Source organism: Aquibium microcysteis (genome assembly GCF_014495845.1).
GTDB classification, from domain to species: domain Bacteria; phylum Pseudomonadota; class Alphaproteobacteria; order Rhizobiales; family Rhizobiaceae; genus Aquibium; species Aquibium microcysteis.
In genome coordinates this window covers 4,019,574-4,044,255 of sequence record NZ_CP061080.1, presented here as the reverse complement: position 1 = coordinate 4,044,255, position 24,682 = coordinate 4,019,574, and the positions used below count along the sequence as shown (strand labels likewise).

Genomic DNA, 24,682 nt, shown 5'->3' with positions numbered 1-24,682 from the left:
GTCAGGCTGCAGCCGGCACGCGGTCGGCGGCAGGGCTGCCGCCCGGCCGGCCGTAGCGGGCGACCGAGGCGAGCAGCACGCCGAGCATCAGCCCGTTCAGCAGGTGCCAGAGGAAATGCGTGCCGATCGGCAAAGCCTCGCACAGGGCGGCGTCCACCGAGCGGAAGGCCGCCGAGACGACGAAGATCGCGGCGGCGGCGAGGTCGTACCATCCGGCCGGGTGGCCCCTCAGCACCAGCAGGACGCCGAAGAAGGCGAGCGCCAGGAAGGCCGGCAGGTAGCCCGACGTGCCGTTGCTCGCCTCCCGCACCCCGTCCGGCAGCGCCGCGGTCAGAACTGCGGCCACCGCATAGAAGGCGACGAAGGCGAAGAGGGTCGCCGGGCGCGACAGGCCGACGAACCGGCGCAGGTTGAAGACGGTCAGCGCCAGGGTGAAGACGGCGATGGGCACCACGTCCATCCACACGGTCAGCACGTTGGCGAAGGTGTGGAACAGCGCCGACCCGACGCCGATGGCGATCACCCACCAGGCCAGCACCTCGGCGAACGCGCCGGCACGGTGCCGCCGAACCTCGCGGAGCCCCCACAGGCCGGCCAGGATGAAGGCGAGGTTGGAGACCGCGTTGAGCGGTTCCGACCAGATTTCCGGGCCGGTTCGCTCGCAGTAGGAATCGATAGCCGTGAGAAGCGTTTCCATCCGGTCCTCGCCACGTGCGGGCGCAGTATGCCCGATCATCGTCTCACCGCAACGTGACTTCCTGTTGAACTTGCCCGCCGACTATTGTCTGAATGCGCTGGAACGGGACAGCGATCGTCCCGGAAGCACCGAGATCGACATGACACTCAGCCGTCGCCTCAGGCTGGCGCTTGCCGCCGCCACCCTGCTCGTCACGCATTCCGCAGCAGCGGAGGCTGGCGAGAGGCAGCGCGGCGTCGTCGAGCTCTTCACCAGCCAGGGCTGCAGTTCCTGCCCGCCGGCCGACGCCAATCTCGCCGGCTACGCCCAGCGCGACGACGTGATCGCGCTCGCCTATCACGTCGACTACTGGGACTATCTCGGCTGGAGCGACACACTGGCGAGCCCGGAGAACACGCAACGCCAGCGCGATTATGCGACGGCGCTGGGAAACCGCACCGTCTACACGCCGCAGGTGATCGTCAACGGCATGGCCCACCGCAACGGCGCCGACGGACCGGCCATCGAGCGGCTGCTCGCGGAGACGACGTCGCAGTCGATGCAGGTCGACGTGTCGATCCGCAAGAGTGACGACAGCATCGTCATCGAAGCGAGGGAGGGCGCGCCCGGAACCGCTGCCGCGGTCAAGGCGAACCTGCTCCTCGTGTTCTTCGAAGCGAAGACGGTGGTGAAGATCCTGCGTGGCGAGAATGCCGGCCGCGATGTCGTCTACTGGAATGCGGTGACCGGCATCCAGGCCGCCGGCATGTGGCACGGCGAGGATCTTCGTCTCGAGATCCCGATGAGCGAGGTTCGGCGCAAGGGCTCCGGCGGCTGCGCGGCGCTGCTCCAGACGCTCGGAAAGGACGGCACGCCGGGCCGGATCATCGGTGCTGCCGTCCTCAGGAACCCCGGCATGTAGCCTGGAAGAGGGCGGGCCCGTCGGCCAGAGCGCCCGAAAATGGGTTGTTGCCGAGTGGTTCGGCCCGACGAGGGCACCGTGGGCGGGGGGCTTGGGGGTTACGGAACCACCGCCGAACCGAACCGTCTCAGGCAACGATCGGATGTTCGCCCCGCATTGGGGCTGCAAGCGGGACAATTCGGGGCGGGAATGTGGCGGTCGATCACCAATTCGGTCCCTGTGTCCTCCAACGTGACCGAAGGTCCCCCAGTCCTCTCTTGCATCCGGAGAAGCGGCTTCCCAGAGCGGAGGGACGCCATGCGCCGGTCGTTCGGCGCAGGGGTTGAAATCGAGCACCGAAAGGGCAAACTTCGTCCTGTCGCAGAACTGTCATGGAAGGGTGCCGCATGGTCGATCGCGCGAACGGGTCGGAGGACGGCGAGGGGTCCGCGATGCTGATCCCGCTGCAGGCCGTCCGCCGCGAGCGGGAGGCTGTTGCGGTGACCTTCGACAGGCGGGAGCTCGACCAGATCCTGCGCATCTACGGGCGCATGGTGGCTGCCAACGAGTGGCGCGACTATGCGATCGACCACCTGCAGGACCGGGCGGTGTTCTCCGTCTTCCGCCGCACCAGCGAGGTGCCGCTGTTCCAGATCGTCAAGGACCCCAAGCTCGCACGCAAGCAGGGCGCCTATTCGGTGGTCGCCGCCAGCGGCCAGATCCTCAAGCGCGGGCACGAACTTGCCCGCGTGCTCAACGTCTTCGAACCGACGCTGCGGCTGGTCGGCGCCTGACCACGCGGCTATCTGCCCGCGGCAAAACTGCGCTCGGGCAGGGAGAGCGGGTCGGGCGGCGCCGTCGTGCCGCCGTTGAGCGACAGCTGCATGAAGACCGTGTCCAGCCAGCGGCCGTGCTTGTAGCCCGAGCCTTCGAGCAACCCGGCATGGCGGAAGCCGGTCGCTTCGTGCAGCCGCACGGATGCCTGGTTGCGCGCGCCGTCGCCGATGACGGCGACCAGCTGGCGGAAGCCGAGCCGCGTGCATTCCCCGATCAGCGCCGACAAGAGCAGACGCCCGGTCCCGCGGCCCTGCGCGGCCGGGGCGAGGTAGATCGAATCCTCCACCATGAAGCGATAGGCGCGGCGCGGGCGGAAGGGTCCGGCATAGGCATAGCCGACGACGCCGTCCGGCGACTCGGCCACGAGATAGGGAAAGGAACCGGCGGCGAGCGCGTCGAAACGGGCGGCCATCTCCGCCTCGGAGGGCGGGTCGAGTTCGTAGCTCGCGGTGCCGGTCGTCACGGCGTGGGCGTAGATGACCGTGATGGCCGGAACGTCGGCGCGCGATGCGGGACGGACTGCGATGAGGCTCATGGGCTTTCGGACAGGCGTGTCGACGGCCAAATGTGACGCGGAAGGACCCCCGACGAAAAGGGGCGGCCCGAAGGCCGCCCCCGACATTCCGTTGGTCCAGGACCCGTTATTCGCGGTTGCCCAGGAACTGCAGCAGGAACATGAACAGGTTGATGAAGTCGAGATAGAGGCGCAGGGCGCCCATGATGGCCTTGCGGCCGGCGACGACGTCGTCGTCACCCTCGAAATACATCTCCTTGATGTTCTGCGTGTCGTAGGCGGTGAGGCCGGCGAAGACCAGCACGCCGATGCCCGAGATCGCGAACTGCAGCGCCGACGACTGCAGGAAGATGTTGACCACCATCGCGATGATGATGCCGAACAGCCCCATCACCATGAACGAGCCGAGACCGGTCAGGTCGCGCTTCGTCGTGTAGCCGTAGAGCGACAGCGAGCCGAAGGCGGTGGCGGTGATGAAGAAGGTCTGGACGATGCTCTCGCCGGTGTAGACGAGGAAGATCGTCGACAGCGACAGACCGACCAGGGCGGCATAGGCCCAGAAGGTCGCCTGGGCGGCGGCGACGCTCATCTTGTGCACGCGGAACGACAGGAAGAAGACCATCGCGAGCGGGGCGAGGATGACGACCCAGCGGAAGGCGCTGGCGTAGATCAGCTGGCCGAAGCCGGTCAGCTGCCCGTCGGCGACGGCCAGGTTGAAGCTCCCCCAGGCGGCCAGGCCGGTGATGGCGAGGCCGAGCGCCATGAGGTTGTAGACCTTGAGCATGTAGCTGCGCAGGCCTTCGTCGATTCCGGCATCGGCGCGGGTGCCGGCCCCGGCGACGCGCGCATTGTAGTTGCGGAAGTCAGCCATGTTTACCTCTTACAGCCTCTCGTCCCGTCCGGTGTCGGGCGGCCCCGGCTCTCGCGCAGGACCCCAGGCGCCGCTGGCGGGACTCCAGCTTGCCTGCGCATGAATATGATAGCAGATGCCAACCGGGACAAGGCCCGTTTCGGCCCCCAATCCGTCGTGAGGCAATCCGGCGGAGCGGGAAGCCCCCGCGGTACGGCGCCGGGGCGGTTCTCCTAAAGATTGCGCAGGACCGGCGCGGCCTTGTGGCCGAGGACGCGCCAGGTGCCGAGCAGGCCGAAGCCGACCGTCAGCACCAGCGCGATCACGACCGTCGAGGCCGCGACCTCGGGCAGGAAGCTCGCCGGCAGGCTCATGATGCGCGCCACGACGAACCAGGCCGCCACACCGCCGGCCGCGAGCGCGAAGGTGGCGGTGGCGAGGCCGATCAGCATGTATTCGAGGGTGAAGGCGCCGATGAGGGTGGTCCGCGTTGCCCCCAGCGTCTTCAGCACCACCGCATCGTGGACCCGCGCGCGGTTGCCGGCCGCGAGCGCGCCGGAGAGGACGAGCACCGACGCGATCAACGCCACGGCGGCCGCCGCCCGGATGGCGGTGGCGAGCTGGCCGACGAGCTGGTTGACGATGTCGAGCGCGTCCTTCACGCGCACCGTCGTCACCGCCGGGAAGGCCCGCGTCACCTCGTTGAGGATGCGCGCCTCCTGCTCTGCGGTCGAGCCCTGGTCGAGCAGCGTCGCCAGCCAGGCGTGCGGGGCGCCCGCAAAGGTGTTGGGCGAGAACACCATGACGAAGTTGATGCCCATCGATTCCCACTCGACGTTGCGGAAATTGGCGATGCGGGCGGTGATGTTGCGGCCGAGCACGTTGACGGTGATGGTGTCGCCGAGCTTCAGGCCGATCTCGGCACCTTCCTCAGCCGAGAAGGAGACGAGCGGCTCGCCCGTATAGTCCGCCGGCCACCATTCGCCTTCCGAGAGCGTCGAGTTCTCGGGGACGTTCTTGGCATAGGTGATGCCGCGGTCGCCGCGCAGCACCCAGCGCCCCTCCGGCGGCACCTCGATCTTCTGCACGTCGACGCCGTTCAGCGCCATGACGCGGCCGCGCAGCATCGGCACTTCGACCAGCTTGCCGTCGGGCGCGAGACCCTCGACGAGGCGCGAGAAATCGTCGATCTCGCCATTCTGGATGTCGACGAAGAAGAAGTTGGGCGCGCGCTCGGCCAGGCTGCCGCCGATCTGGTTGCGCAGGTTGCCGTCGACGAGCGCCAGCGTCACCAGCAGCGTCAGGCCGAGACCGAGCGACAGCACCACCGACGGGGTGAGCGCGCCCGGGCGATGGATGTTGCCGATGGCGAGCCGGAGGGCGGTGGACCGCACGCGCGGGCTGCGGCGGGCGAGCGACTGGACGAGCGAGGCCACCACCCGCAGCACGAGGAAGGCCGCGGCGGTGGCGACGATGAAGATGGTGGCGATGCGGCGATCGGTGGAGAAGCCGATCGCCAGACCGGCGAGCGCGAGCGCGATGACGCCGGCGGCGGCCATGTAGGCGAAGCGGGGCAGGCCGCTCGCCTCGAAGCCCATCTCGCGGAACAGCGCCGTCGCCGGCACGTCGCGGGCGCGGCCGAGCGGCAGAATGGCGAAGGCCAGCGTCACGAGGAGGCCGAACAGCGCGCCCATGCCGAGCGCGTCCCAGTAGATCGACGCCTGGGCGGGCACCGGCAGGACGCCGGCCAGCGCCGCACTGGCCGCAAAGGGCAGCAGCGCGGCCAGCACGAGGCCGACGACGATGCCGACGGCGGCGATCAGCAGGATCTGCACGAGGTAGACGGTGAAGACGAAGCTGCCGGAGGCGCCCAGGCTCTTGAAGGTGGCGATGACGCCGCGCTTGCCTTCGAGATAGGCGCGGACCGCGTTGGCGACGCCGACGCCGCCGACGACCAGGGAGGTGAGGCCGACCAGCGTGAGGAACTGCGAGAAGCGCTCGATGTTGGCCGACAGCGCGGGCGCGGCGTTGGTGCGCGAGCGGATGCTCCAGCCGGCCTCCGGGAACTCGGCGGCCGCGCGGTCGCGGATGTCCTGGATGACGCCTTCGCCGGCACCGGCGGGGAGCCTGATCTTGTAGGCATATTCCACCAGGCTGCCGGGCTGGACGAGGCCGGAGGCGGTCAGGCCCTCCATCGACACCATCAGGCGCGGCGCGAAGCCGAAACCGTCGGAGACGAGGTCCGGTTCGGTCCCGATGACGGCACGCAGCTCGAAGACCTCGCCGCCGAGCCGGATGCGGGTGCCGGGTTCGATCCCCAGCCGGTCGAACAGCAACTGCGGCGCTACCGCGCCCCAGGCGCCGTCGCGCTGCCCGAACAGCGCCGCATGGTCGAGCGCGGGCGTGGTCTCGAGGCTGCCGTAGAGCGGGTACAGGCCGTCGACGGCCTTGACCTCGACGAGCGTCTGGTCGGACCCGTCCTCCAGCCGCGCCATCGAACGCATGTTGGCGCTTTCGGCGACGGGACCGAAGCTGCCGAGGAAACCGGCCTCGGTCTCGGTGACCTGCCGGTGGACGAGCTCGAAGCGGACGTCACCGCCGAGCAGGGTCTGGCCTTCGCTGGCGACGCCGGTGGTGATGGAGCGGGCGACGGAGTTGACGCCGCCGATCGCGGCGACGCCGAGCGCAATGCAGGTGAGGAAGATCAGGAAGCCGGAGAGGCCGCCGCGCATCTCCCGCAGGGAGAAGCGCCAGGCGAGATCGAGGGTGCGCGTGACGCTCATCGCCGCCGCCTCACGCCGGAACGGCGGGGATCTGGCCGCTCTCGATGCGGCCGGACCGCATGGCGATCTGGCGGGCGCAGCGGTTGGCGAGCGCAGGGTCGTGGGTGACGAGCACCAGGGTCATGCCGCGCTCGGCCGCCTTGGCGAAGAGCAGGTCGGCGACCTGCCGGCCGGTGGCCTGGTCGAGATTGCCGGTGGGCTCGTCGGCGATCAGGATCTTGGGGTCCGGCGCGAGCGCGCGGGCGATGGCCACACGCTGCTGCTCGCCGCCGGACAGTTCGCCCGGGTAGTGGGTGACGCGCTCCTTCAGGCCGACGGCCGCCAGTTCGCGCGCGGCGACCTCGAAGGCGTCGCGGCGGCCGGCGAGTTCGAGCGGGACGGCGACGTTCTCCAGCGCCGTCATGTTCGGGATCAGGTGGAAGGACTGGAAGACGATGCCGACGTTGCGGCCGCGGAAGGCGGCGACGGCATCCTCGCTGCGGCCGGTCAGCACTTCGCCGGCGATGCTCACCGTTCCCGAGTCGGTGCCCTCAAGACCGGCGATGACCATCAGCAGGGTGGACTTGCCCGAGCCGGACGGGCCGACGATGCCGGTCGTCTCGCCGGCCGCGACCTGCAGGCTGACCTCCTTCAGCACGTGGACGCGCGAGGCGCCCTGGCCGAGCGTCAGCGAGACGTTCTTCAGGTCGATCACTGCTTTTGTCACCGGAAGCGGACCCTATATGGTTGGAGAAGACGTGGTTCGGATGCGGCGGCGCGAGCGGTCGGCCCGGTCAGATATGGGTGGTCGTCAATGGCTTTCAAACAGATGCTACGCGTTTTCGCCGCTGCCGGATTGGTCTGGGCGGGTTCGGTTCTCGCGGCCGCGGCCGAACCGGTGGAGATCGTCGGCTTCGGCGACAGCCTGATGGCGGGGTACCAGCTCGATGCCGGGCAGTCCTTTCCGGAGAAGCTGGAAGCGGCGCTGCGCGCGAAGGGCCATGACGTGACGGTGGCCAATGCCGGCGTCTCGGGCGACACGACGAGCGGCGGCCTGTCGCGGCTCGACTGGTCGGTGCCGGACGGGACCGATCTCGTGATTCTCGAACTGGGGGCCAACGACATGCTGCGCGGGATCTCGCCGGAGATCACCGAGCGCAATCTCGACGCCATGATCGCGCGCCTGAAGGAGCGCGGCATCGCCGTCCTGCTCGCCGGAATGGTGGCCGCGCCCAATCTCGGCCAGGACTTCATCGCCTCCTTCAACGGCATCTTCCCGCGGTTGGCGGAGAAACACGGGCTGATCCTCTACCCGTTCTTCCTCGACGGCGTCGCAGCCAACGGGTCGCTGCTCCTCGACGACGGGATGCATCCCAATGCCGAAGGCGTCGACCGCATGGTCGAAAAGGCCCTGCCCACCGTGGAGCAGGCGCTGGCGGCGCTCGACTGACGCATCGCCGCCGCCGCGGCTTGTGTGGAGCGACGGGGAAATCCGGGACAGCTTTGGTACCGAATTCGGGCGAGGGGGGCCGGCGATCCGGATGGCGCTGAACCGAGGGGGAAACGCAGGGACGTTTTCTCGAATTCGGGCGCCGGGGGCTGCCGTTTCCGACGGACGACCCCCAATTCCGGAAACCGTCCCCGCTTTTTCGCCAACACCTGCGGGCCGGGAGGCGGCTTTGCCGCCCGGCCTGTCGGGGTGCGGGGATCTGCGGGGCTGCCGGCGCAGGGACGGTCATGGCCCTGGCCGCGGCGCGGCCGGCGCAAGGACGTGTCGGGCGCCCGCGGCGGAACGGCTCGCCTTACGACGTGTCGGGTGCCCGCGGCGGCAGGACGGGCGCGCGTTCGAGCGTGAGCGCGCCGGTACCCGGGCCGCAGGCGGTCCGGCCGGGCACCCGGTCGCGGCCGCCGGAGCGTTCGAGCAGGGCGCCGAGCACCATGGCGAGCCAGCGCAGGCGCCAGGCCATCAGGACGGCATCCATCGGGCCGGCGTCGCCGGGGCCGGCCGCGGGCGCGAGTTCGGCCGCCAGAACCGCCGGCTTGACGCCGAGCTCCCAGGCGACGTGGTCGAGCGCGACGCGTTCGCCGCGGCGCAGGAAGAACAGCACCAGCCAGCGCACGGGATGGGCGCGGCCGGCGGCGGCGTCGGCGAGGCCGGCCAGCGCGACCAGCGTCGCGATGATCCGTCTCAGCTTCCGTCCATCCCCCCGCGACCCGCCCACGTCGTCGTCCTCCTTCGACCGGGGTGCAGTATGGGGCCAGGGGTCGGGGGTGTGGAAAGAGCGGCCGAAATTTCGTGCAAGCGGTTGATTTCGCTGGCGGTGACGCGGACGTTTCTTCCTGCACGCCACGTCCGTCGTGCCGGACGTCGACCGTCCCGGACTGGTCCGGCGCGGTCCCCCCCTCCGCCTCGCTGCGCTCGGCACCTCCCCCCCACTGCGTGGGGTTGGAGGATGGGCGGCAGCGCTGGCGGCGGGCTATCCTCCACCCCACGCAGTGGGGGCGGAGGTGGCGTCGCGCAGCGACGACGGAGGGGGGGCGCGAGGCTGGCGGATGCGGCGACGACGGTGACCACGGCGACGACCGTGGACGGCGCCGGCGGTCGGCGGCGTATGCCTCGTCGTGCACCGGATCGCGGGGCGCGGCCGGCGAGGCATGGATCCCGGATACGGCGTCCTGCGCTGCGCTTGGACGCCGTTCCGGGATGACGAAGGTGGGGGGTGTTGAGGGCCTTGGGTCACGGGACGGCGGGGCGGCGGTGGGGGAGTGGCGTGTGCGGTGCAGCATGAATCGCTGCGCGGGGCGGGGGCGGGGCTTGCCGTGGGGGGCGATCGGTGGTTCGCTGGGTCGACGGAGCGATTCGAGGAGGCTGCCATGCCGCGACTTTTCACCGCCCTCGAGATCCCGCGCGACGCGGCTCTCTCCCTGTCGCTGCTGCGCGGCGGCCTTCCCGGAGCCCGCTGGATCGACGTCGAGAACTACCACGTCACGCTGCGCTTCATCGGCGACGTCGAGGGTCACGTCGCCGACGACATCGCCAACGGCCTCGACCGGATCAGCCGCGCCCCCTTCGAGATCAGGCTGTCGGGCGTCGGCGCCTTCGGCAACAGGAAGCCGCATGCGCTCTGGGCCGGCGTGGCTCCCTCGGCGGAACTCGCCGCGCTGCAGGGCGAGATCGACCGCATCTGCCTGCGCAACGGCGCCCCGGCCGACGCGCGCAAGTTCACGCCGCACGTGACGATCGCACGGCTGCGCAACATCAGCCCGGCCGAACTCGCGCCCTACCTCTCCGGGCATGGCGGTTTCGCCAGCATGCCCTTCAAGGTCGGCAGATTCGTGCTGATGTCGTCGCGCGATTCGGTGGGCGGGGGTCCCTACGTGGTCGAGGAGGCCTGGCCGCTCGACGGCGCCCGGTCGGGAACCGGCAGCGCCCATGCCGGGGGCGAACCCCATCAGGTGTGGCGCTGAGATGGCGTCCGCCCGGCTGGACGACGCCGCGATCGTGCAGGCGCTCACCGAACTCGACGGATGGAGCCTGGTCGAGGGGCGATCCGCGATCACCCGGACCTTCACCTTCCGCACCTTCAACGAGGCCTTCGGCTTCATGAGCCGCGTGGCGCTGGCGGCGGAGAAGATGGACCACCACCCGGAGTGGTCGAACGTCTACAGGACGGTTCAGGTAACGCTCTCCACCCACGACGCCGGCGGGATCACCGAACTGGACGTCAGGCTCGCACGCAAGATGGACGGATTCGCCCGGACCTGACGCCCCCGTTCTTGCGCGCGAAATGCGGCGTCCCCACATCATCCGCATGACCGGGACCCTTGATCAGGAGCGCATCGCCGACATCCTCGCCCCCGTGCCTGCCGCCGAGGAGCGCAGGCGCGAACGGCGCGTCCGCGAGGGGCTGTGGCGCACCGTGCGCCGGGCGGCCGGCCGCATCCCCTTCATGGACGAGGTCGTGGCGGGCTATTTCTGCGCGCTCGACGAACGGACACCGACGCGGGTGCGCGGAACGCTGCTCGCGGCGCTCGCCTATTTCGTGCTCCCGCTCGATTTCCTGCCCGACTTCATCCTCGGCCTCGGCTTCACCGACGACATGTCGGTCCTGCTCGCCGCGCTCGGCGCGATCCGCGCGCACATCCGGCCGGCCCACCGGACGGCCGCGCGCGATTTCCTGGAGGATCTGGCGCGGGACGAAAACCCCGGCAGCGGCCCGCGGTAGCGGATCAGGCGTCGACGTCGACCCTGGGATCGGCCTCGATCGCCTTGCGCAGCCGGCCGAAGGCGAGCCGGATGCGCGACTTCACGGTGCCGAGCGGCAGGCCGGTCTGGTCGGCGATCTGGCTGTGGGAGAGCCCGACGAAGAAGGCGAGCCGGATCAGCTCGACCTGCTCGCCCGGCAAGGTGGCGATGGCGACGCGCACGCGCTCGTCGCGCATGCCGGCGTCCATGGCGACGTCGGGCGCCTCCTCGCCCTCCGGGTGGAGGATCGGGTCGTCGGGATCGATCAGGTGCGAGCGGTCGCGGCGCAGCCCGTCGATGCGCCGGTTGCGGGCGATCCGGAACAGCCAGGTGGCCAGCGAGGATTTCGACGGATCGAAGAGATGCGCCTTGTGCCAGAGCACGGCCATCACCTCCTGCGCGACGTCCTCCGCCGAGCCGCCGTCCATGCCCAGCCGCTGCAGATAGCCGTTGATGCGCGGCGCGAAATGATCGAACAGCGCGGCGAACGCCTCGCGGTCGCGCCGTTCCGCAACCAGGGCCGCAAGGCGTGCATATTCTTCTCGCGGCCCAGTCATCGTCCTCAGGCTCTTGGCCCGGTCGCCGGGCAGTCGTTTCGCCTGAAACTACGTAGCTCGACGCCGCGGCGCAATACGGCTTCTCCGAGCGGACCGGAATCGGGGCCGGTCACCGGCCCGGCGCGGGGACAAACTGTTGCCGTTTTCATCCGTTTCACATTTCGTGAAGGCCGTTCAGCCCGTGCGCATCCTGCGCCAACCAGGCACCGGCAATCGCGGAATCGGGATGATGAGCATGAAGTTCACCATTTGGTAACCGCGATTAATTCAATATGAAGCGAGTCGGTCCCGGGGGGACGCCTTCGGATTCGCTCGATCAGGACACACCAGAACAACGGCAGGACAAAATGCGTGCACTGATTTCGATCACAGCTGGCATCGTGGCGATGGCCGTGGCGGGGCCTGCCCTGGCGCAGTCGGCCACCAAGGTCGGGCAGTACAACGACTGGGGCACCTATTCGTACCAGGCCGACGCGGGCAAGGTCTGCTACGTGCTTTCGGTCCCGAAGGAGAAGCAGCCGTCGACGCTGGACCATGGCGACATCTTCTTCTTCGTCAGCCAGAAGCCCGGCCAGAACGTCGCTTTCGAGCCGCAGTTCATCGCCTCCTACGCCTTCCGGGAGAACTCGAAGGTGACGGTCAAGGTGGGCGACAAGTCGTTCCTGCTGTTCACCAAGGGGAAATCGGCCTGGCTGGAGAATGCCGCCGAGGAGCCGCAGCTGGTCGCGGCCATGAAGTCGGGCTCCGCCATGCAGGTGAGCGCCACGTCCGGCCGCGGCAATCCGACGAACTACTCCTTCTCGCTGCGCGGAATCTCCGCGGCGCTCGATTCGATCTCGGCCTGCAAATAGGCAGCCGGCCGCCCCGGCGCGGGCGAGCGGTCGGGCGCCGCGGCTGGCGACCGGCCCGTCCGGAAGATGAGCGGGGCCCGCCCGACCCATGTCGGCCGCCTCGGCCGAGCGCCTGACCGGAATCCTCCCCGACGTGGCGCAGGATCGGCCTCGGATCGCGAAAGCGAACGCGCGTGACCGGAACCGGATGAATCGAGGCCGACGGGCTGCCTCCGGGCGGCGCCCGAGCGTCGTCCGCGGCGGGCGTGACCGGCAGGACATTTCCTGCTAGAAGGCCCGCCACATTGGCATTCGGCTGCGGCCGACCTTATCTCAGCGCGACCATGGCCCTCTCGTTCGACCTCACTTCCGCCGAGACGCGGAACGCCCTTCGTCCCGCCACGAAGGAGAAGCCTCCGCTGATCGGCCTGTCGCGCCAGGAACTGGCCGACACGCTGGTGGCCTCCGGAATCGTGCCGGAGCGCCAGGCGAAGATGCGCGCCAGCCAGCTCTGGCACTGGCTCTATGTGCGCCGCGTCTCCGACTTCTCCGAGATGTTCAACATCTCGAAGGATCTGCGCGCGGCGCTGGATGCGCATTTCTCGGTCGCCCGTCCGGAGATCGTGGAGGAGCAGATCTCGTCCGACGGCACGCGCAAATGGCTGTTCCGCTTTCCGCCGCGGGGGGCGGGGCGCCCGGTGGAGGTCGAGACGGTCTATATCCCCGAGGAGGGGCGCGGCACGCTGTGCATCTCGAGCCAGGTCGGCTGCACGCTCACCTGCTCGTTCTGCCATACCGGCACGCAGAAGCTGGTGCGCAACCTGACGGCCGAGGAGATCCTGACCCAGCTGATGACGGCGCGCGACCGGCTCGGCGACTTTCCCGACCGCGACACGCCGGCCGGTGCGATCGTGCCGGCGGAGGGACGCCGCATCACCAACATCGTCATGATGGGCATGGGCGAGCCGCTGTACAATTTCGAGGAGGTCAAGAAGGCGCTGCTGATCGCCTCCGACGGCGACGGGCTGTCGCTGTCGAAGCGCCGCATCACGCTGTCGACCTCGGGCGTGGTGCCGGAGATCGCCCGCACGGGCGAGGAGATCGGCGTCATGCTGGCCATTTCGCTGCACGCGGTGCGCGACGACCTGCGCGACATGCTCGTGCCGATCAACAGGAAGTATCCCCTGAAGGATCTGATGGACGCCTGCCGCGCCTATCCGGGCCTCTCCAACGCGCGGCGCATCACTTTCGAATACGTGATGCTGAAGGACGTCAACGACAGCCTGGCCGACGCACGCGAACTGGTGCGGCTGCTCAGGGGCATCCCGGCCAAGATCAACCTGATCCCGTTCAACCCCTGGCCCGGCACCAACTACCAGTGCTCGGACTGGGAGACGATCGAGAAGTTCGCCGACGCCGTCAATGCGGCCGGCTACGCATCGCCGATCCGCACGCCGCGCGGTCGCGACATCCTCGCCGCCTGCGGGCAGCTGAAGTCGGAATCGGAGCGGATGCGCAAGAGCGACCGGCTCGCGCTCGAGGCGATGATGATCGCCGGGCACGGAGAGGCTTGAGCCGCATCGGGCTCGTCCTCGTCCGTCTCTGCCTCATCGTCGCCGGCTATGGCTGCGCCGCAGTCGCGGCGAGCGCCGTGCTCCACGTCGCGCTTTTCGCCGTCGCCGGCTTCGGGGTCGCCGAGGCGCCCTGGGTGGCGGCAGGCAGCGTCGTCTTCTCGGTGCCCTTCGTCGCGCTGTTCGTCGCCTATGTCGCGTTCGTGCCGGCGGCCGTGGCCATCGGCGTGGCCGAGGTCGCGGGCTGGCGGAGCCGGACGATCCATGCCCTCGCCGGCGGTGTCGTCGCGATCGTCGCGCTGCCGGCGTTCTGGAGCGCCCGGCTCGGCGAACGCCCGGACGGTCCGGGAGCGCCGCTCGGGGCCGCCGACGGCGTGTCGGAACCGCTTCTGGCGGCAGCCCTCCTGGTGGCCGGAATCGTCGGCGGCCTCGCCTACTGGCTCGTCGCCGGTCGCACCGCCGGCGGCTGGCGCCGGAGCCGCCGTCCGCAGTCCCCGCGGGCGTCTTGACCGCGCCGGTCGCCGGCGCCATACCGCAGCCATGCCGACCGAGCCCCGCCCGCCCCGCCCGACGCCGATGCCGCAGCGCGGGGGGATGCGGCGCGCATGCCCGTGGCTGCGGGGACGACCGACGTCGACGGGCAGTGGTTTCAGGCTTGCCGCTTCGGCGGGATCGCTCGCGGACCGGGAGGCGTCATGAGTCAGGTCCTCGCCCTGATGGGGCGGCTCTTCGCCATCCTGATCGGTTATGCCGCCGCGACCTTCGCGGCGAGCGCTTTCCTGCATCTGGTCTGGTCCAGCGGCGCGGACCTCGGCGGCGAGGCCTCGGGCTTCGTGATCGGTTCGCTCGCCGTTTCGGCCGGCATCCTGGCGGTGATGTTCGCCAATTTCGCCTTCTTCCCGGCAGCGGTCTTCATCGGCCTCTCGGAACTGGCCGGCTGGCGGGACTGGCTGGCCTATGCGCTGGCCGGTGCCGCGGTCGCGATCCTGGTGACGGCGGCGGGCCGTTACGGGGTCGATGGCACCGTCTTCATCGAACCGCCCGGGCCGCCGCGGCCGCGCGAAGGCCTTCCGGGCGGACCCGGAGCCCTCGTGGAGACGGTTGCGGCCGGCATGGTCGGCGGCATCGCCTACTGGCTGGTCGCCGGCCGCGGCGCGGGGAGCTGGCGGCGCCCGCCGCGTGCCCGGATCCCGCCCCTGCCTTGACCCGGCCGGCTGCGGGCGGCATATCGCCAACATGCCCAAAATGCCCAAACCGCCTCGCCAGATGCCGCTCGTGACGCCGCTGGCGGCGATGAAGCTGAAGCCCGTCGCCGTCGACCGGAGCGGAGCGCTCGTCCGGCTCCAGACCCTGCGCGCTGACGCGGTCACTCCCGGCATCGCCGAATGGCTGAGCGATCCGGCGATCATGGAGGGTCTGAACGCCCCACAGAGCGCCATGGGGCTGGATGCCTTCCGGGCCTATGTGGCCAGCTTCGACAACCTGCGCCGCAATCTGATCCTCATCAGCGACCTGGCCGGCGGCAAGCCTCTCGGCCTGCTCTTCGTCGACGTCGACCTCCGCCACAGGCTGGGATCGGCACATGTCGTCATCGGCGAGGGAGAGCACCGGCGGATGGACGTCGTCTACGACGCGACGCGGGTGCTGATGTGGCACGTCTTCACCGAGCGCAAGCTGGAGAAGCTGACCTTCGCGCCCCTGTCGCGCAACCGCGCCGCGGTCGCCGCCTGCCGGATCGGGATGCTGCGGCTGGAAGGCGAGCTGAAGTCGCACCGCATCGACGGGCGGACGGGAGAGCGGGTCGACCAGATGCTCTTCGCGATGACGCTCGACGAGTTCCGGCAGCGCATGACCGCCATGGTCGAGCCGCCGGTGTTCACGGGACCGGGGGTGGCCTCCCGCCACGTCGTCGACCATCTCACCGCGGCCGGCTGGAAGCCGGCCGGTTCCCGCTGAGGCCGCGGCCTCAGAATCGGCAGGGATGGCCGAACTTCACCAGCGGTAGGCGAGGCCGAACTTCACCGCGTCGAGCTTCGGATTGAAGACGGTGTCGGGGACGCCGTCGCCACCGAAGGTGAACGACTCGAATTCGTAGTGGAGATACTCGACCTTCAGCGTCCAGTCGTTCGGGAGCGCGTAATCGATGCCGGCACCGAGGACGCCGCCCAGCTTGACGCCGGAGTAATCCGCGGCCGAGGGCGAGCCGAAGGTCGGGTAGGAATAGCTCGTCGCCTCGAAATGCCCTGCCGCCATGCCACCGGTGCCGTAGATCAGCAGGCGCTCGGTCGGCGCGTAGCCGAGCCTGGCGCGGGCCGTGGCGACCCAGTCCATGTCGTAGGTGTAGGCCTCGCCCTTGCCGCCGGTGAGCGCATCCGGATCGCCGAAGGCGAGATCAGCCGAATGGACGGCATCGACATCACCGACCAGACCGTAGACGAAGCGGCCGAACTGCCAGTCGTATCCGGCGAAGACGCCGCCGATCATGGCGTCCCCGTCATGATTGCCGGCGTAGTCGGTAGCGGACGCATCGAAGCTGACCGCCGAGCGGCCTGCCCCTATTTCGGCGCCCAGATAGAGGCCGCTCCATTCGTAGCTCTGCGCCTGCGCGCCCGAGGCGAGCGCGACCAGTGCCGCCGAGGCACACAAAAGTTTCAGCATGTTAACTCCTCGAATCCCGCCGCAGGTCGTTGGTAGCAGGACAGCGGGCGTCCAACAAGTTGCATGACTGCAACATGTGCCGGGGACGGGAGAACGCTACCGCGCCTGGGCGGTCAGGATCTTCAGCGCGAAGGCCGAAAAGACGCCCGCGAAGAGCCAGTCGATCACGCGGGTGACGCGCGGGCTGCGGGAGAGCAGGCCGGCGAAGCCGTCGGCCGCAAGCACCATGGGGATGGTGACCGGCAGCGAGAGCGGGATGAAGGACAGGCCGAGGAACAGGAGCTTTCCGGCCGCGTGCGGGTCGTCGGCCGAGACGAACTGCGGCAGGAAGGTCATGAAGAACAGGATGATCTTGGGGTTGAGAAGGTTGATGCCGATCCCCGTTGCCCAGTTCCGCCAGAGCGGCCGCGCCTTCCGCCGGTGCATGTCCGGCGAGAAGGCCGAGCCTTTGCGGATCGCCTGCCATGCGAGCCAGATCAGATAGGCCGCGCCGACGATCTTCAGGACGAGGAAGGCCTGCGGCGACGCGACGATGAGCGCGGAAAGGCCGAGCGCCACCAGGGTGGTGTGGATGGCGCAGCCCGTCAGCGCGCCGGCCATGCAGGCGAGACCTGCGGCCCGGCCCTCCGACAGCGCCCTGCCGACGAAGAGCGTCATGTCAGGGCCGGGCGTGATGGCGATGATGAAGGTGGCGACCGCGAACTGGGCGAAGACGGCGGCATCCGGGAGAAAGGCCATGGCGAAGGGTGCTCCTACTCACAAAGCGCGGAATCGGGAGAAAGCCTCTGGATCAGGAACGACGTCTGGCGGGTGTAGGGCAAGAGCGGCGCCCACCAGTCGACGGTCAGCTCCTCGTCGGGGAGGAGCGGAAGTCCGCGGCCGGCCATCGCGTCGGCGAGCCGGTCCTGTCCGCGCGACGTCGCCTCCCAGACCAGAAGACAGTCGCCGCCGCCGCGGGCGGGCGGGCGGTAGGGATGCTCCTCCAGCGGCAGGGTGCGTGCTCCCGGCACCGCAGCCCGCAGATAGCCGGCGTCGACGGCGGAATAGCCGACCAGCGTGGGGGACGGCCCGTAGCGGGCCTCGAGCGCATCGCCGAGCTGCTGGTAGGGGATGCTGGGGCGGCAGCTGCCGCAGAGCGCCTCCGAGGGCGCCAGCCGCGACCCGACGTAGATGGCCACGACGACGCCGGTGATGACGGCCGTTGCCGTCAGGAACGACCGGAAGGCGCGCGGCGGATGGGCGGTACGGTCGAGCAGCATCATGAAGAAAAGCGGCGCCGGCAGCCAGACGCCGTGCATGTAGCGCGACCGCAGCTGCGTGCTGCCGACGACGAAGGCCCAGACGATCATCGCGAACATGGCGATGAGGAGCATGATGCCGAGCAGGCGCAGGAAGGGATCTCCGGGTCGGTGCGGCGAGGGCGGCGCGGTGTCCCGCAGGAAGAACGCGCCGCCGTAGACGACCAGAAAGGGCAGCAGATAGCCGACCAAGGCGGCGGCAAGCGCTGCCAGCTTGTCGATGAAGGGGGCCTGCGTTCCCGTCTGGACGACCCCGTCGACGGTGGTGGCGATGGTTCGAAGCTCGTCGGCGTAGAGGCTCGCCAGGACCGCGAAAGGCGTCGCCGCGACGAGGAGCGTCAACAGGAAGCGCGGATCGAGGATCACGCGCCTGTAGTGGCTCTCCAGCAGGGCTGCGGCGACCAGTGCGCCGAAGAACACGCCATAGGCATATTTCGCGAGCATGCCGACGACGAAGAGCAGGCCGAGCAGCAGATATCCCGCCACCGTCCGTTTCCGTCCCAGCGCGTGGAGGGTGAGGAGCGTGGCCGCGATGACGACGATGTTGAGATTGGTGTGGGTGAGGATGCGATGGCTGTCGTAGGCAACGACCCACAGGAGCGCCAGGGAATAGACCGAAAGCGCCTGCAGGCGCGGATCGGCGAGCACGTGCCGGGCGAGCCTGTAGAGCAGGAGCGCGCAGGCCAGTATGGAGGCGTAGTTGAGAATGGCGACCGACACGAAGGGCGATCCGGTGGTGCCGTTCAACCCGTAGAGCATCCAGTCGTAGAGCGCGGGGTTGCGCGCCCGGTAGAAGAGTTCCAGCGACTGCGACTGGTAGACCTCGAGTGCATCGTCGTTGCCGATGTTCGACCGCAGGATCGTCGCGATGAACAGGAAGGCCCCCGTCCAGAGGCCGGCGAAGAACACCACGCCCGACGGGCGAGCCCAGAAGGGAAGCGCGATCGGGGAATCGGCGGTACCGCCCGTCGCCGTCATGACACGACCGCCCCGCGGTCTGCACGCACATCCGCCACGATGTTCGCCGTTGCGCCGGTCCCCACGGGCGGTCTGCAGGACAGTGCGAATGGAGGCAGGACCATGGCGACGGCTTTCGATCGCAGGGAGCGCCGTCTCTCCTACCGTTTCGCCGGCACGAGCGCCATCGCTAACCGGCGGCGGTCGATCGGCCGGCGCGTCGGCGGCAAATCCGCTGCCACCGTAATCCGGCCATCATCCCGATGTCATCGGTGTCTCCTATCGTTCAGTCGAACCGGGGAGAATGCGTGTTGGCGGATGAGGGTGTCGTCGAACCATCGAAGCCATCGTTCGCCCGGATTCCATCCGGCGGCGGGCGACGCATCCTCCACGACTGGGGGGTAGGTCTTCGGCGGCAGGCCGTTTCCATCCGCGACGGCGTCCTGCGCGAGCCGGTGCGTTTCCTGGCCTACGGACTGATCGCGGCGAGCTTCCTCTTCGTCGCCCTGCCGTCGATCGATCTTGCCGTTTCCAGCTGGTTCGCCTCCCCGAGCGGTGCCTTCCCGCATGCCCGGGACCCGATCCTGATCGCAATCCGCGACATCAACCGGCAGATCCCGCACATCGTCCTGACGGCGATGGCGGCGATCCTTCTCGCCCGCGCCTTCGGCGCGCGTTCCATCTGGCTGCCGAGATCCCACCTCGCTCTCTACGTGGTCGGCGTCTACGCCATCGGCTCGGGCCTCGTCGTGAACCTGCTCAAGGAGGTCGTCGGTCGTGCCCGCCCGCAGGACATCGTCCCGTTCGGTGGCGCGCAACCCTACACCCTTCCCTGGCAGATCGTCGATGCCTGCGCACGCAACTGCTCGTTCTCCAGCGGCGAGGCGGGTTCGGCGGCCGCGATGCTGTCCTGCGTGATGCTGGCGCCGGCCTCGATCCGCACGCCGCTGTTCTGGTCGCTGGTTCCGGTCGCCATCCTCTTCTCGATGCTGCGGGTCGCGTTCGGCAAACACTTCCTCTCGGACGTCGTCGTGTCGTGGCTCATCGTGGCGCTGGTCGCGGTGGCGCTGTGGCGGTGGATGCGACGGAATGCGCGCGCCATCGACCGCAGGATCGAAGGCAGCGGGCTGCCGCTTGCGCAGGCCGCGTCGCGGTGGGTTCGACGGCTCGTCGGCATGTGATCGCGCGCGGTGGCAGGCGTCTGCCCGCCGGTCCCGGTGCGGGCGGCGCCTGCGGCTTCGCCAGGCGACCGGCATCCGCAACCTTGCCCGGCGCCGCTTTCCTGCTATTAGTTCCGGCGATTTCAACGGGCGCGACGGGCGCCCTCATCGCGAGCGACCGGCAGACCCATGAGCAAGTGGAAAGACGTCAAGAAGGTCGTGCTCGCCTATTCGGGCGGGCTCGACACCTCCATCATCCTGAAATGGCTGCAGACCGAGCTCGGCGCCGAGGTGGTGACCTTCACGGCCGACCTCGGCCAGGGCGAGGAGCTGGAGCCGGCGCGCCGCAAGGCCGAGATGCTGGGCATCAAGGAGATCTTCATCGAGGACGTGCGCGAGGAGTTCGTGCGCGACTTCGTCTTCCCGATGTTCCGCGCCAATGCCGTCTATGAGGGCGTCTACCTGCTCGGCACCTCGATCGCGCGGCCGCTGATCTCCAAGCATCTCGTCGAGATCGCGGAGAAGACCGGGGCCGACGCGATCGCGCATGGCGCGACCGGCAAGGGCAACGACCAGGTGCGCTTCGAACTGTCGGCCTATGCGCTCAACCCCGACATCAAGATCATCGCGCCCTGGCGCGACTGGAGCTTCAAGAGCCGCACGGATCTGCTCGATTTCGCCGAGAAGCACCAGATCCCGGTCGCCAAGGACAAGAAGGGCGAGGCGCCGTTCTCCGTCGACGCCAACCTGCTGCACTCGTCCTCCGAGGGCAAGGTGCTCGAGGATCCGTCGGTCGAGGCGCCGGAATACGTGCACATGCGCACGATCTCTCCGGAGGCCGCACCCGACCGGGCCACGGTCATCAAGGTGGGCTTCGAGCGCGGCGACGCGGTGTCGGTCGACGGACAGCGGCTGAGCCCGGCTGCGCTGCTGGCCAGGCTCAACGACCTCGGCCGCGACAACGGCATCGGCCGCATCGACCTCGTCGAGAACCGCTTCGTGGGCATGAAGAGCCGCGGCGTCTACGAGACGCCGGGCGGCACCATCCTGCTTGCCGCCCACCGCGCCATCGAGAGCATCACGCTCGACCGGGGAGCGGCGCACCTGAAGGACGAGCTGATGCCGCGCTATGCGGAGCTCATCTACTACGGCTTCTGGTTCTCGCCGGAGCGCCAGATGCTGCAGGCGGCCATCGACCTGTCGCAGAAGGACGTCGAGGGCGAGGTGACGCTGAAGCTCTACAAGGGCAACGTCATGGTGATCGGCCGCGAGAGCCCGAAGTCGCTCTATTCCGACAAGCTCGTCACCTTCGAGGACGACCAGGGCGCTTACGACCAGAAGGACGCGGCCGGCTTCATCAAGCTCAACGCGCTGCGCCTGCGCACGCTGGCGGCGCGCAACCGCCGCGGCTGATCCGCGTTTCCCCGGGCGGCTGGACCAAAGGGTTTGGCCGCCCTTGTCTTTCGCTGCGATCTAAATCGATTTAAAGAAGCTGCGACCTACGGAGCCCTTCCTCATGACGCCCGACGATCGCATGCAACAGGCCATCCGCGGCCGGTGGGCCGTTGCCGCCGTGTTCCTCGTCAACGGCTTCCTGATCGGCAGCTGGGCGCCGCAGATCCCGGTGACGCGCGACCGGCTGGAGATCAGCGAGTTCTCGCTCGGGCTGCTCATCCTGGGATTCGGACTCGGTGCGCTGATCGCCATGCCGGCCTGCGGCTATCTCATCGGCCGCATCGGCTCGCGTGCCACCGTGAAGCTGTTCGGCCTCGCCAGCACCTTCGGCCTGCTGGTCGTCGCGCTGGCGCCGGGCATCGGGACGGCGGCCGCCGCGCTCGTGCTGCTCGGCGCGCTGATCGGCGGGACCGACGTGGCGATGAACGCCAATGCGGTGGAAGTCGAAAAGCAGATGCGCCGCGCCATCATGTCGTCCTCGCACGGCTTCTGGAGCGTCGGCGGCTTCATCGGCGGCGGCGCGGGCGGCGCGGTCATCCAGGCCACCGATCACCGCGTGCATGCCGTGATCGTCACGGCGATCGCGCTCGTGGCGATGCTCGCGGCAGTCCGCTTCATGGTCACCGAGCCGCGGCCGGAGTCGCATGCCCCGCACCGGTTCTCGCTGCCGCGCAATCCCGTCGTCTATCTCGTCGGGCTGATCGCGCTGTTCTCGATGATCCCCGAAGGCGCCGTGCTCGACTGGGCCGCGATCTATCTACGCGAGGAGCGCGGCGCGGATCTCGCAACGGCCGGGCTGGGCTTCGCCGCCTTCTCGGCGACCATGGCGGTGATGCGCTTCGTCGGCGACAAGGTGCGCAACCGGTTCGGCGCAGTGCGCACGCTGCGTGCCTCGAGCCTCGTCGCGGCTGCGGGCATGCTGGTCGCCGGCTTCTCGACGGAGCCGTGGATCGCCATCGCCGCCTTCGGCTTCGCCGGTCTCGGCATCGCCAACATGGTGCCGATCGCCTTCTCGGCGGCGGGAAACCAGCCGGGAAGCTCGTCCGGTGCCTCCCTCAGCACGGTGACGCTGATGGGCTACTCGGGCATCCTCGTGGCGCCTTCGGCGATCGGCTTCGTCGGCGAACGCTTCGGCTTCGCGCCGGTCTACGTCGCCGTCTCGGTCCTGCTGGTGGTGGTCTGCCTGATGGCGGGTCTGGCGCGGGCCGCGGAGTTCGAGGCAGCCGGCGAGAGCGGACGCCCGGCGCAGTAGGCCTTCAGATACTCCATCAGGAAGTCCGCGACACGGCGGATGCGCACGCTCGACCGCAGGTCGCGGTGCATGGCGATCCAGCACGGCAGCAGCGGTATCTCCAGTTCGGGCAGGAGAATCTCGACCTCGGGGGCCCGCTCGACGATCGGCCGCTGCTGGAAACTGACGCCCGCGCCGGCACGCGTCGCCTCCCAGATCACCGCGTGCTGGTCGCAGCGGATATGGAAGGCATGCCTGTCGATGGGGATGCCGGCATTGCGGAAGCCGTTGATGATGTCCATCGCGCGATCGAGCCCGATCATCTGGTGCTGCAGCAGCTGCGAGGGATCTTCGGGTCTGCCGCGGCGCGCGATGTAGCTCTTCGCCGCGCAGACGACGATCGGGATGTCGGCCGCCTTCCTGGCGACGAGATCGAGCTGCGACGGCTCGATCATCCGGATGGCGATGTCGGCATCGCGGCCGAGCAGGTTCTCGACGAGGTTCGAGGCGACGATCTCGATCTCGATGCCCGGTTCCTCGGCGGCGAGGAGGGCGAGCATCGGCGGCAGCACGTAGATGGCGACCATCTCGCTCGCCGCGATCCGCACCGTGCCGGCGACTTCTTCCGTCGCACCGAGCGCGAGCCTCGAGAAGGCTTCCGCCTGTTCGCGCATCTCCAGGGCGCGGCCGAGAAGCTCGACCCCCTGCCTGGTGAGCTTGTAGCCGGCGCGGCCGCGGCGGAAGAGCGTCACGTCGAGCACCTGCTCCAGCTCCGTGATGTGCCGGCCGAGCGTCGGCTGGCTCGCCCGCAGTTTCCGTGCGGCAGCGGACAAGCTGCCGGTCTCCGCCACGGCGGCGAAGCTACGGATCAGGTTCCAGTCGATGTCGAGCATGACCCATTCATTTCTGAACATCCAAGATGCATGATTGGGACATTATCATTCAGGAGCGAAAAGACTACCACTCCCCGTGTGTGCGCGGGAAAAGGGAAAGTTCGTGAAGACGATCGTCATCCTGGGAGCTGCCGGCCGTATCGGCGACGCTGCGAGCCAGGCTTTCGTTTCGGCCGGATGGCAGGTCAAGGGTCTCGCCCGGGGCCGCAAGGGCGCGCAGCTGCCCCTGGACGTCGAATGGATCAGGGCCGACGCGGCGGATCGCGCCGCGCTCATCGAGGCCTGCGCCGGCGCCGACGTCGTCCTCAACGCGCTCGACCCGGACAATACGGACTGGGAACAGAAGGCGATGCCGCTGGCGGAGAACGTCATCGCCGCCTGCGAAGCGACGGGCGCCACCCATCTCCTGCCCGGCAACATTCACAATTTCGGCCATGGCCTCCGATTCGGGATGACGGAGGAGATGCCGCAGGTCGCCTCGACGTCGAAGGCGCGTGTGCACATCGCGATGGAGAACCTGTTCCGACGCCGTTCCGAAGCGGCGGGCGTGCAGACGCTGGTTCTGCGCGCGGGCGATTTCTATGGCGGGACGAAGCTGGGGAACTGGCTCGAGCTCTTCATCCTCGGGAAGCTGCAGAAGGACGTCTTCACCTGGCCGGGCCCGATGGATGCGCCGCGCGCCTTCGCCTACCTGCCCGATCTCGCCCATGGCTTCGTGCGTCTGGCACAAGCGAGGCGCAGACTACCGGCCTTCGACGTCTTCCATTTCGCCGGGCACACGTTGAACGGAGCCCAGGTGATGGCAGCCACCGAACTCGCGCTGGGACGGCGCCTGCAGCGGCGCGGCGTTCCATGGCCGCTGCTGCGGGCAGGGGGACTCTTCATGCCCATGCTGCGCGAGGTCGCGGCCGCGTCCTACCTGTGGACCACGCCGCATTCTCTGGACGGACGCAAGTTCGAGGCGCTCGTGGGTCGTTTGCCCGTCACCGATCCGGTGCAGGCGATCCGCCGAGGGCTGGTGGAGCAGTATCTCGACGGATCGCCGGTTTCGAGCGCGGCCTGACAGCCGTCGGCGCGGCGCGCCGACGGCCGCCGCCGTCAGATTCTGCCCATCAGGAGCAGGATCAGCAGCACGATCACGACCACGCCGAGCAGGCCGGAAGGTCCGTAGCCCCAGCTGCGCGAGTGCGGCCAGGTCGGGATCGCCCCGAGCAGAAGCAGGATCAGGATGATGATGAGAATGGTGCCGAGCGACATGACTTGAGCCCTCCGGGACAGCGGTGCAG

The 24,682-nt window shown here is 69.0% G+C and carries 27 protein-coding genes; 15 read left to right on the top strand and 12 right to left on the bottom strand.

Annotation, left to right across the window (positions count from 1 at the left end; translation table 11 throughout):
* Position 1: 1 nt before the first annotated feature.
* Positions 2 to 697 (bottom strand): ceramidase domain-containing protein, encoded by a 696-nt coding sequence (locus IAI54_RS18855; RefSeq protein ID WP_187968656.1) that lies wholly within the window; start codon positions 695 to 697, stop codon positions 2 to 4.
* Positions 698 to 836: 139 nt separating this feature from the next.
* On the opposite strand from IAI54_RS18855, the gene IAI54_RS18850 reads away from it, so the two are divergent.
* Complete coding sequence (locus tag IAI54_RS18850) at positions 837 to 1,598, top strand: DUF1223 domain-containing protein (protein WP_187968655.1); 762 nt, start codon at positions 837 to 839, stop codon at positions 1,596 to 1,598.
* A gap of 386 nt (positions 1,599 to 1,984) precedes the next feature.
* A complete protein-coding gene (locus IAI54_RS18845) occupies positions 1,985 to 2,371 on the top strand; it encodes a DUF2794 domain-containing protein (protein WP_187968654.1) in 387 nt (128 codons plus the stop codon).
* An 8-nt stretch (positions 2,372 to 2,379) separates the two neighbouring features.
* Here IAI54_RS18845 and IAI54_RS18840 read toward each other — a convergent pair whose 3' ends face one another.
* The 4 genes from IAI54_RS18840 to IAI54_RS18825 all read right to left on the bottom strand — a co-directional run bounded on the left by IAI54_RS18840 (position 2,380) and on the right by IAI54_RS18825 (position 7,267).
* Entirely contained in the window at positions 2,380 to 2,949 is a 570-nt protein-coding gene (locus IAI54_RS18840; RefSeq protein ID WP_187968653.1) for a GNAT family N-acetyltransferase, read from the bottom strand.
* A gap of 106 nt (positions 2,950 to 3,055) precedes the next feature.
* A complete protein-coding gene (locus IAI54_RS18835) occupies positions 3,056 to 3,799 on the bottom strand; it encodes a Bax inhibitor-1/YccA family protein (RefSeq protein WP_187968652.1) in 744 nt (247 codons plus the stop codon).
* A 212-nt stretch (positions 3,800 to 4,011) separates the two neighbouring features.
* On the bottom strand, positions 4,012 to 6,561 hold the full coding sequence (locus tag IAI54_RS18830) for an ABC transporter permease (RefSeq protein WP_187968651.1): 2,550 nt from the start codon (positions 6,559 to 6,561) through the stop codon (positions 4,012 to 4,014).
* Positions 6,562 to 6,571: 10 nt separating this feature from the next.
* Entirely contained in the window at positions 6,572 to 7,267 is a 696-nt protein-coding gene (locus IAI54_RS18825; RefSeq protein WP_187968650.1) for an ABC transporter ATP-binding protein, read from the bottom strand.
* Positions 7,268 to 7,354: 87 nt separating this feature from the next.
* Here IAI54_RS18825 and IAI54_RS18820 point away from each other — a divergent pair, with 87 nt between their 5' ends.
* Complete coding sequence (locus IAI54_RS18820) at positions 7,355 to 7,990, top strand: arylesterase (protein WP_187968649.1); 636 nt, start codon at positions 7,355 to 7,357, stop codon at positions 7,988 to 7,990.
* Between the two features lie 352 nt (positions 7,991 to 8,342).
* On the opposite strand, the gene IAI54_RS18815 is transcribed toward IAI54_RS18820, so the two are convergent.
* Positions 8,343 to 8,762, bottom strand: a complete 420-nt coding sequence (locus IAI54_RS18815) for a hypothetical protein (protein ID WP_187968648.1) — start codon at positions 8,760 to 8,762, stop codon at positions 8,343 to 8,345.
* Between the two features lie 652 nt (positions 8,763 to 9,414).
* Here IAI54_RS18815 and thpR point away from each other — a divergent pair.
* From thpR to IAI54_RS18800, 3 genes are read left to right on the top strand one after another with little or no spacing between them, the layout of a single operon-like run.
* Complete coding sequence (gene thpR, locus IAI54_RS18810) at positions 9,415 to 10,008, top strand: RNA 2',3'-cyclic phosphodiesterase (RefSeq protein WP_187968647.1); 594 nt, start codon at positions 9,415 to 9,417, stop codon at positions 10,006 to 10,008.
* A 1-nt stretch (position 10,009) separates the two neighbouring features.
* Complete coding sequence (locus tag IAI54_RS18805; RefSeq protein ID WP_187968646.1) at positions 10,010 to 10,306, top strand: 4a-hydroxytetrahydrobiopterin dehydratase; 297 nt, start codon at positions 10,010 to 10,012, stop codon at positions 10,304 to 10,306.
* A 46-nt stretch (positions 10,307 to 10,352) separates the two neighbouring features.
* Positions 10,353 to 10,766 carry a YkvA family protein gene (locus tag IAI54_RS18800; RefSeq protein WP_187968645.1) on the top strand — a complete coding sequence of 138 codons (414 nt, stop codon included), beginning with the start codon at positions 10,353 to 10,355 and terminating at the stop codon, positions 10,764 to 10,766.
* Between the two features lie 4 nt (positions 10,767 to 10,770).
* On the opposite strand, the gene IAI54_RS18795 is transcribed toward IAI54_RS18800, so the two are convergent.
* Positions 10,771 to 11,343, bottom strand: a complete 573-nt coding sequence (locus tag IAI54_RS18795) for a sigma-70 family RNA polymerase sigma factor (RefSeq protein ID WP_187968644.1) — start codon at positions 11,341 to 11,343, stop codon at positions 10,771 to 10,773.
* Between the two features lie 347 nt (positions 11,344 to 11,690).
* On the opposite strand from IAI54_RS18795, the gene IAI54_RS18790 reads away from it, so the two are divergent.
* The 5 genes from IAI54_RS18790 to IAI54_RS18770 all read left to right on the top strand — a co-directional run bounded on the left by IAI54_RS18790 (position 11,691) and on the right by IAI54_RS18770 (position 15,700).
* Complete coding sequence (locus IAI54_RS18790; protein WP_187968643.1) at positions 11,691 to 12,194, top strand: invasion associated locus B family protein; 504 nt, start codon at positions 11,691 to 11,693, stop codon at positions 12,192 to 12,194.
* Between the two features lie 323 nt (positions 12,195 to 12,517).
* Complete coding sequence (gene rlmN / locus IAI54_RS18785; RefSeq protein ID WP_187968642.1) at positions 12,518 to 13,747, top strand: dual-specificity RNA methyltransferase RlmN; 1,230 nt, start codon at positions 12,518 to 12,520, stop codon at positions 13,745 to 13,747.
* A complete protein-coding gene (locus tag IAI54_RS18780) occupies positions 13,744 to 14,253 on the top strand; it encodes a hypothetical protein (protein ID WP_187968641.1) in 510 nt (169 codons plus the stop codon). The genes rlmN and IAI54_RS18780 overlap by 4 nt, the downstream gene beginning before the upstream one ends.
* A 186-nt stretch (positions 14,254 to 14,439) precedes the next feature.
* The gene (locus IAI54_RS18775) at positions 14,440 to 14,949 is read left to right on the top strand and encodes a hypothetical protein (protein ID WP_187968640.1); all 510 of its coding nucleotides are present in this window, start codon (positions 14,440 to 14,442) and stop codon (positions 14,947 to 14,949) included.
* A gap of 40 nt (positions 14,950 to 14,989) precedes the next feature.
* Positions 14,990 to 15,700: a GNAT family N-acetyltransferase gene (locus IAI54_RS18770; protein WP_187968639.1), complete on the top strand. Its 711-nt coding sequence runs from the start codon at positions 14,990 to 14,992 to the stop codon at positions 15,698 to 15,700.
* Between the two features lie 36 nt (positions 15,701 to 15,736).
* Here IAI54_RS18770 and IAI54_RS18765 read toward each other — a convergent pair whose 3' ends face one another.
* From IAI54_RS18765 to IAI54_RS18755, 3 genes are all read right to left on the bottom strand, one after another.
* On the bottom strand, positions 15,737 to 16,402 hold the full coding sequence (locus tag IAI54_RS18765) for an outer membrane protein (RefSeq protein WP_187968638.1): 666 nt from the start codon (positions 16,400 to 16,402) through the stop codon (positions 15,737 to 15,739).
* Positions 16,403 to 16,498: 96 nt separating this feature from the next.
* The gene (locus IAI54_RS18760; RefSeq protein WP_187968637.1) at positions 16,499 to 17,140 is read right to left on the bottom strand and encodes a LysE family translocator; all 642 of its coding nucleotides are present in this window, start codon (positions 17,138 to 17,140) and stop codon (positions 16,499 to 16,501) included.
* A gap of 14 nt (positions 17,141 to 17,154) precedes the next feature.
* A complete protein-coding gene (locus IAI54_RS18755) occupies positions 17,155 to 18,678 on the bottom strand; it encodes a glycosyltransferase family 39 protein (protein WP_187968636.1) in 1,524 nt (507 codons plus the stop codon).
* 290 nt (positions 18,679 to 18,968) lie between these two features.
* Here IAI54_RS18755 and IAI54_RS18750 point away from each other — a divergent pair, with 290 nt between their 5' ends.
* The 3 genes from IAI54_RS18750 to IAI54_RS18740 all read left to right on the top strand — a co-directional run bounded on the left by IAI54_RS18750 (position 18,969) and on the right by IAI54_RS18740 (position 22,524).
* Positions 18,969 to 19,838, top strand: a complete 870-nt coding sequence (locus IAI54_RS18750; protein ID WP_187968635.1) for a phosphatase PAP2 family protein — start codon at positions 18,969 to 18,971, stop codon at positions 19,836 to 19,838.
* 168 nt (positions 19,839 to 20,006) lie between these two features.
* Entirely contained in the window at positions 20,007 to 21,230 is a 1,224-nt protein-coding gene (locus tag IAI54_RS18745; protein ID WP_187968634.1) for an argininosuccinate synthase, read from the top strand.
* A gap of 103 nt (positions 21,231 to 21,333) precedes the next feature.
* The gene (locus IAI54_RS18740) at positions 21,334 to 22,524 is read left to right on the top strand and encodes an MFS transporter (RefSeq protein ID WP_187968633.1); all 1,191 of its coding nucleotides are present in this window, start codon (positions 21,334 to 21,336) and stop codon (positions 22,522 to 22,524) included.
* Here IAI54_RS18740 and IAI54_RS18735 read toward each other — a convergent pair.
* Complete coding sequence (locus IAI54_RS18735) at positions 22,419 to 23,396, bottom strand: LysR family transcriptional regulator (protein ID WP_187968632.1); 978 nt, start codon at positions 23,394 to 23,396, stop codon at positions 22,419 to 22,421. The genes IAI54_RS18740 and IAI54_RS18735 overlap by 106 nt on opposite strands.
* 103 nt (positions 23,397 to 23,499) lie before the next feature.
* On the opposite strand from IAI54_RS18735, the gene IAI54_RS18730 reads away from it, so the two are divergent.
* Positions 23,500 to 24,459 carry an NAD-dependent epimerase/dehydratase family protein gene (locus IAI54_RS18730; RefSeq protein WP_187968631.1) on the top strand — a complete coding sequence of 320 codons (960 nt, stop codon included), beginning with the start codon at positions 23,500 to 23,502 and terminating at the stop codon, positions 24,457 to 24,459.
* Positions 24,460 to 24,494: 35 nt separating this feature from the next.
* On the opposite strand, the gene IAI54_RS18725 is transcribed toward IAI54_RS18730, so the two are convergent.
* Complete coding sequence (locus IAI54_RS18725; RefSeq protein WP_187968630.1) at positions 24,495 to 24,653, bottom strand: DUF3309 family protein; 159 nt, start codon at positions 24,651 to 24,653, stop codon at positions 24,495 to 24,497.
* Positions 24,654 to 24,682: the final 29 nt, after the last annotated feature.